The following is a 1049-nucleotide window of genomic DNA, read 5'->3' on the forward strand; positions in this document are numbered from 1 at the left end:
CTAGATGTTTGATCCCAGGCTTTGATGGGGCATCCTTATCCTCCGAATCGAGGGATGCACTATGGGCCAAGTTCTTCATGGGAGCGCCACGACGACAGAGGCAATCCGTCGAGCGATACAGCATAGTCAAGAGAGCCTGAGGACGCTGGCCAAGCGCTACGGCATCAATCAGAAGACTGTCGCCAAATGGCGGGAGCGGACTTCGGTGACCGATCTGCCGACCGGTCCGAAAGAGCCGAGATCGACGGTTCTATCTGTCGAGGAAGAGGCCGTCATCGTCGCCTTCCGCCGGTACACGCTGCTGCCGCTGGACGATTGCCTCTACGCCTTGCAGCCGACGATCCCGCACCTGACGCGTTCGTCCTTGCATCGCTGCCTGCAACGCCATGGCATCGGCCGGCTGCCGGATGTCGAAGGCGACAAGCCGGCAAGAAAGAAGTTCAAAAGCTACCCGATCGGCTACTTCCACATCGACGTCGCCGAGGTGCGCACCGAACAGGGCAAGCTGCACATGTTCGTCGCCATCGACCGCACCTCCAAGTTCGCTTTCGTCGAGCTGCACGAGAAGGCCACCACCGCTGTCTCTAAAGAGTTTCTGCTCCGGCTGATCGGCGCAGTCCCCTACAAGATACACACTGTACTCACTGACAACGGCATCCAATTCACCACGCCCGGCGCCGGTGGCTCGGCCGTGCCGCTGATCAAGGAAGCAATGGCAAACGGCGAGCTGTTTCGGGCGCACGCCTTCGAATACACGTGCGCCAGGAACGACATCGACCACCGCACGACCAAGGTCAGGCATCCATGGACCAATGGCCAAGTCGAGAGAATGAACCGGACCATCAAGGACGCCACCGTCAAGCGCTTCTACTATGAGAACCACGATCAGCTCCGGCAGCACCTCACCGACTTCGTCGCTGCGTACAACTTCGCCCGCAGGCTCAAGACCCTCAAGGGCCTCACGCCCTACGAGTTCATTTGCAAGGCATGGGCTGCGCAGCCAGAACGCTTCAAGCTTGATCCGCTCCAGCAAATGCCGGGACTAAACA

General features: G+C 59.6%; 1 protein-coding gene. It reads left to right on the top strand.

Annotation, left to right across the window (positions count from 1 at the left end; all coding sequences use genetic code 11):
- Positions 1-61: 61 nt before the first annotated feature.
- Positions 62-1049, top strand: a 988-nt coding sequence (locus AC0L3E_RS34530; protein ID WP_473606900.1) for an IS481 family transposase, incomplete at its 3' end; no start/stop codon positions are given.

The organism is Mesorhizobium sp. WSM4822 (genome assembly GCF_055811155.1).